Raw genomic sequence first — 5,040 nt, 5'->3', positions numbered from 1 at the left:
GAACCACCGCGCCCCACCGACCACGACGAGTACGGCCCAACAAAGATCCACCCGACCATGCACACGGACGGCACCGTCCACGAATGAACTCCACGACCGGTCCAGACTCGTCCAACTCGGCCTTGATACATCGAAGGGCGACCGCGGGTCACCGACGGCAAGATGACCAAGGAGAATCTGTACTGGGGAAGCCGGCGTCAGCCAGGCCACCATGAACCGGGCCCACACTGCCATGGAAGGCGGTACGTGACGGCATCATCGACTTCAACCCTGCCCGGGTGACCGGCTGGCAGCAGGAGTACAAGCGGGCGGAGGACGAGTTGGACGACCCCCGAGCCCTGGCCCTGCCCGACTGGGACGCGCTGGAACGGCTCGCCGACGCCCTGGTGACGCGCTCCGCCGACGCCTACGCGGGCTGGGGTGAGGTGGTCTCATGTACGCCGCGTGCAGCGCATCCCGCATCGGTGAGGTCTCCGGCGTGCGCGCCAAGGACATCGACCGTGACGCCTGGACGTGGGAGGCGTGCCGACAGACCACTCCGGGCCCCGGCGGGCTGATCGACAAGGGCACCAAGGGCAAGCGCCGGCGGACGGTGCCGCTCATCCCGGAGGTTCGGGACTTGGTCGCTCACAGGCTCGACGCGGCGGGCAACGATCCGATGGCCCGGCTGTTCACCGGTCCCCGCGGGGGCAGGATCACCACAGCCGTACTCCGCGATGCCACGCACTGGGACGAGGTGGTCTCGAAACTCGGGTACGAGCACCTTCGGCGGCACGACCTGCGGCACACCGGACTTACCTGGATGGCGGACGCGGGAGTGCCCTTGCACGTGCTCCGCAAGATCGCCGGTCATGGGTCGCTCACCACCACGCAGCGGTACCTGCACCCGGATAAGCGGTCCATCGAGCTTGCCGGGGCCGCGCTCAGCGCTCACCTCGCGGTCGGCCGCGACGTGCCCCCTGGTCCCAAAGTGGTCCCAAAGGACGGCTCGAAGCGGCATCTGAGGCTCGTGCAGTGACGTTCACCGAGTACACAAAGAGACCCGCTGACCTGGAGTTATTCTCCAAGTCAGCGGGTCTTCCGCTCTGTCGGGACGGCGGGATTTGAACCCACGACCCCTTGACCCCCAGTTACGTGGAATTTGACCGCAGCAGAGGTCATCTCCCTGCGCTACGAGCACGGACGGAGGAGATGCGTTGGCTACGGCGGTGCTGGAGCCGGTGCTCGGGCGGCACGAGCGGGCGGCCGGTGGTTGCAGGTGTGGACCGATTTGGGACGGGCGCCCCGGACCACCGATGCCTATGCCCGGGGGCTGGCCGAGCACCTGGAGATGTGCAAGCGGGAGAACGTCGACCCGCCGACCGCGAACCGGGCTCATATCGCCGTGTATGTACGAGAGTTGACCTTACAGCCGAGTCGTTGGGGTGCGAACTTGGTCTCGATCGACTCGGGCTCGCGGTGGAGAGCAGGCTGCGAGACCCCCACCTATAGGTGGCCGTGATCGGGAACTTCTCCAGCGGAAAGAGCACAGCCATGCTCCGACTGATCTGCCGCTCCTCGACGGCCTTGACGAACTCCCTCCCGCTCCCGCATGCCTCTGCAGCCCTGCCCAGAGATAGAACCTGCGGAATGATCCCGACTCAGCGGGAGGCCGACCATAAGGTACCTATCGGCTCATTCTCTCCCGCCCCTGTTGGCTTCGACGAGCTGCACACGATGATCGGAGCCCCTGCGATGGTCCTGGACCTGTCCCACGGCATGGAGGTCATTGGCGCCGGCGACGCTGATGCTGCTGGGAAACGCGAGCAAGGACGTCGAGCTGCCGGTGCCGCGACGCCGACTCGCCGTCCTGCGACGCCAAGCTGGCCGACCAAGACTGAAAACAGGCGACCGGGTACTGCTCGCGGCCTGCGGAGATGTGCCGCTCAGCCGCCTATGTCGCACTCTCGCGTCAGCCATGTCCGCGAATACCGCACTGGTGCGGCAACGACACGGCCCACCCCACCCCAAGCTGGACATGTCGGGGAGCACTGCCAGGCGCGGCCGACGGCCGACCCCCGCGGCAGGCACCCGGCACGGGTTGCTCGGTCCGGCGTCGCCTGCGCCGGTCGGTGCGCGGGCGCATGTTCCTGCCGTACGCCCTGCCATGCACCCAGGCACCCAAAGAAAGCCGCATAACGGGCTTCTCTGGGTTCTGAACCGCAGCACTATGGCAGTCCGACGGTGCGGCGGCGGCCTACGGCACGGCCGTCGGCTACGACGAGCATTCGGGGGGACAGTGAACGAGCCATGCACAGGAAGTCGTACGCCGCAGGTTGCGCACGGGGGGCATGAGGAATGGACTGAGGAGATCCGCTCCCACCTGGAGTTCACCTGGTCCCTGCTGGGCCGTACTGCCTCCGCGCCGGGGGTCCAGGCCGCTGTGGAAGCGGTGGAGAAAAGGCTGCGGGACCCGCACCTCTACCTGGCTGTGATCGGGGACTTCTCCAGCGGAAAGAGCACCTTCGTCAATGCCTTGCTGGGCGAGGAACTGCTGGCGTCGTTAGGTCCGCGGCCAGCAACAGGTGGTAGGCGGCGTCCTCGTTTCCAAGACCCGCGATCTCCTCGTACAGGGCATCGAACCACTTCAGCAGCTCCCGGGTGTCGACCGAGAGGTCCCACTCCGTCCAGGGGGCGCGCGCCCCGCACCGGACGGTTCCCTCCTCAGCCGCGACCGCGCTCCTGGCATGGCCGAGCGATATTCGGGAGAAGAAGAGGACGGGCGCGAGCCGCCCGGCGAGGTGAGCACCGAGACGCAGACCCGTGTCGGTGACGGACCCGATGGCGGCCTCGATTCCGGCGTTGATGTTGAATAGTTCAACGGCCGCTTCGGGGCGCAGCGGAACGAACGAGGTGCCGGGCTGCCAGTTGCTGTCCATGGCGACGGCGGCGGTCTGCAGGGCGCGCGCGAGTTGCGCGTGTTCGTCCGCCGAGGACGGGATGGCCGATTCGGGCCGGCCCTGCGGCCACCGCCGCAGGACGGCCAAGGCCCGCTTGGGTTCGCCTGCGGCAAGCGCACCTGCTGTCGCGAGCCAGAGGTCCAGGGCCTCGTCCTTCCGGGCGTGCGGCCCCGCGAGGTGACGCTCCCCAGGGTCGGTTCCTCGCCGCTCGATCATCAGAAGATCGTTCAGCCGCCCCACGGCTTCCCTGTCATCGGCGTCTCCCGCGACGTTGCCCGGCAAGGTTTCGGCCATGGATTCCCCCTCCCCGCATTCCGCGTCACGCGGAATGTCCTATTGCCGACAGTAGCGGTTGACCAACGAAACCGACCATGCCTGCGGACTTCACCGGGCGCCCATGAAAATGACCGATCGATCACCATTCATCGGCACGTTCAGATCCGATGCGCAAGCAAAACGTTCACAATTCAGGCATGGTCCGTACCAAGCGCCGACCGGCTCCCGTCCCTGGGATCGTGGTCGGCGCCGTGGTGCCACACAACTCTGGATACCGCATGTCCTCTCCACCAATTCCGCAATACGACGGGTTGCCCGATGGCGCGGTGACCGCGTAGGTTCGCGGGATTGGTGGACGTGACGGTTGGATGTGAGGTGACGGCCGCTCCGACCCCTGGAGACGCGGAGGTCGAAATTGTCCGTGTGCCAGACTCACTGACCAGGAGCGGCAGCGGCTGGGCAGATCCTGCGCCGGGGCGCGCCAGAGACAGCCCCGACGACGAAAGTCAGATCTTTGCCACGTCGCCTGTCCGCGTAGGGCCGAAGGCCGCCAGGGGAGCCAGATCCCGGCTCCCCTGGCGTTTACCGAGCCCGAGCCCCATGCATCTCTGCCATCCACTCTCCACTCGATCTGGGAAGAGGTCGCATGTCGCATGTGCGGATGGGTGCCTCTACTGACCTGAGCAACACGACGGCGTCCGGTCCAAGGTTGGGGCGGCGATGGACGCTCCCACAGCTACACGGTGATGGTGGGCACGCGGCGGGGCGCCAGCACATCAGGCGACGATGTATCGGAAACGCAATGCCGTCCCCGCCGCAAGCGGAGACCAGCCTCGTTGCCCAGAGTCGGGAAGAGTTCCGCGAACCGCACCAACCGACGATCGGACCATGGCACCCTTCGCAAGGGTGGATACACAGCCAAATGCCGGAGCATGGCGAGGCGTTGGCCATTCAGCCGGATCGAGCACATGGAAAGGTGGGCGTCGAAGTGGGGGACGGGAATGAGCGGCACCGCAGAATCTAATCGAAGAGTCAACACGGTCGGACATCATCCGTTCGTGCCGTTCGACGACGACATGCTCAAACTGCGGTACATCCCCTGGGAAGACCTGACCACTGCCCCGAAGTCGTGCAGTACGGCACACCAGATCTTCTACGACCTTCCAGAAGCCGCAGACCGGATCCCGGTGCCTGTTTCCCGGATGCGTCCAATGCCGCGGACTGCGGTCGGCGCGTCCCGGTACGGCCTCCCCAACAGCCTTTACATCTTCGAATCACGCGCAGATGGCCCGGTGTTTCCGCAGGCAGCCCTTCGCGGCTTCCAACTCCTTCAGCCGCTTGGCGTCGTCGGCCTTCTTCCCCGCCGAACCGCGCCCACCAATGGGAATAGATGGCCGCGGCGATGCCCAGGTGCCGGGCCACATCCGCGACCTTCCCCCCTCGCCAAGGAGACGGGTCAGCCTCTCTTGCGGACGATCTGCTCCGGGATGTGTGTGCGTCGAGCCATCGTGATGATTCTCCCTTCGCTTCGCCCGGCATCTTGGGCTACGCGCTCTCATCACGGGTGGACACATCTCACGGGGTCAGGTCACCACCACTACCTCCGAGCGACGATGGCTGCCGGTGGACCAGTGGTGACGCAGCCATTCAGTCGCACTCCTGCATATCCTCAGCGCTGCACAATGTCAGCAGGCGAGGCTCTGTCCACGGCGAGGAGAGCCCGCACGTCAGCGGCCTCGGGGGCGCCCAGCCCCTCGAAGAGGGCGAGCGCTTCCTGCCAGCAGCCCCTTGCCCGGTCGGTGTGACCGAGCCCGTCCAGCGCGTG

The 5,040-nt window shown here is 66.4% G+C and carries 2 protein-coding genes; both read left to right on the top strand.

The window, feature by feature from the left end; genetic code table 11:
* Positions 1 to 433: 433 nt before the first annotated feature.
* Positions 434 to 1,018, top strand: coding sequence for a tyrosine-type recombinase/integrase (locus IEY86_RS35560; RefSeq protein WP_229699069.1), 585 nt, complete (start codon positions 434 to 436; stop codon positions 1,016 to 1,018).
* Positions 1,019 to 1,786: 768 nt separating this feature from the next.
* Positions 1,787 to 2,812 carry a dynamin family protein gene (locus IEY86_RS38470; RefSeq protein ID WP_373287150.1) on the top strand — a complete coding sequence of 342 codons (1,026 nt, stop codon included), beginning with the start codon at positions 1,787 to 1,789 and terminating at the stop codon, positions 2,810 to 2,812.
* The last annotated feature ends 2,228 nt before the right edge of the window (positions 2,813 to 5,040 follow it).

It is taken from the genome of Wenjunlia tyrosinilytica (assembly GCF_014646055.1).
Taxonomy (GTDB): Bacteria; Actinomycetota; Actinomycetes; order Streptomycetales; family Streptomycetaceae; genus Wenjunlia; species Wenjunlia tyrosinilytica.
This window is presented reverse-complemented; position numbering and strand designations above follow the sequence as displayed.

Bases quoted from the DNA above. Each gene is read 5' to 3' on its own strand.
- IEY86_RS35560 (WP_229699069.1), top strand. From the start codon at position 434: ATGTACGCCGCGTGCAGCGCATCCCGCATCGGTGAGGTCTCCGGCGTG.
- IEY86_RS38470 (WP_373287150.1), top strand. From the start codon at position 1,787: ATGCTGCTGGGAAACGCGAGCAAGGACGTCGAGCTGCCGGTGCCGCGA.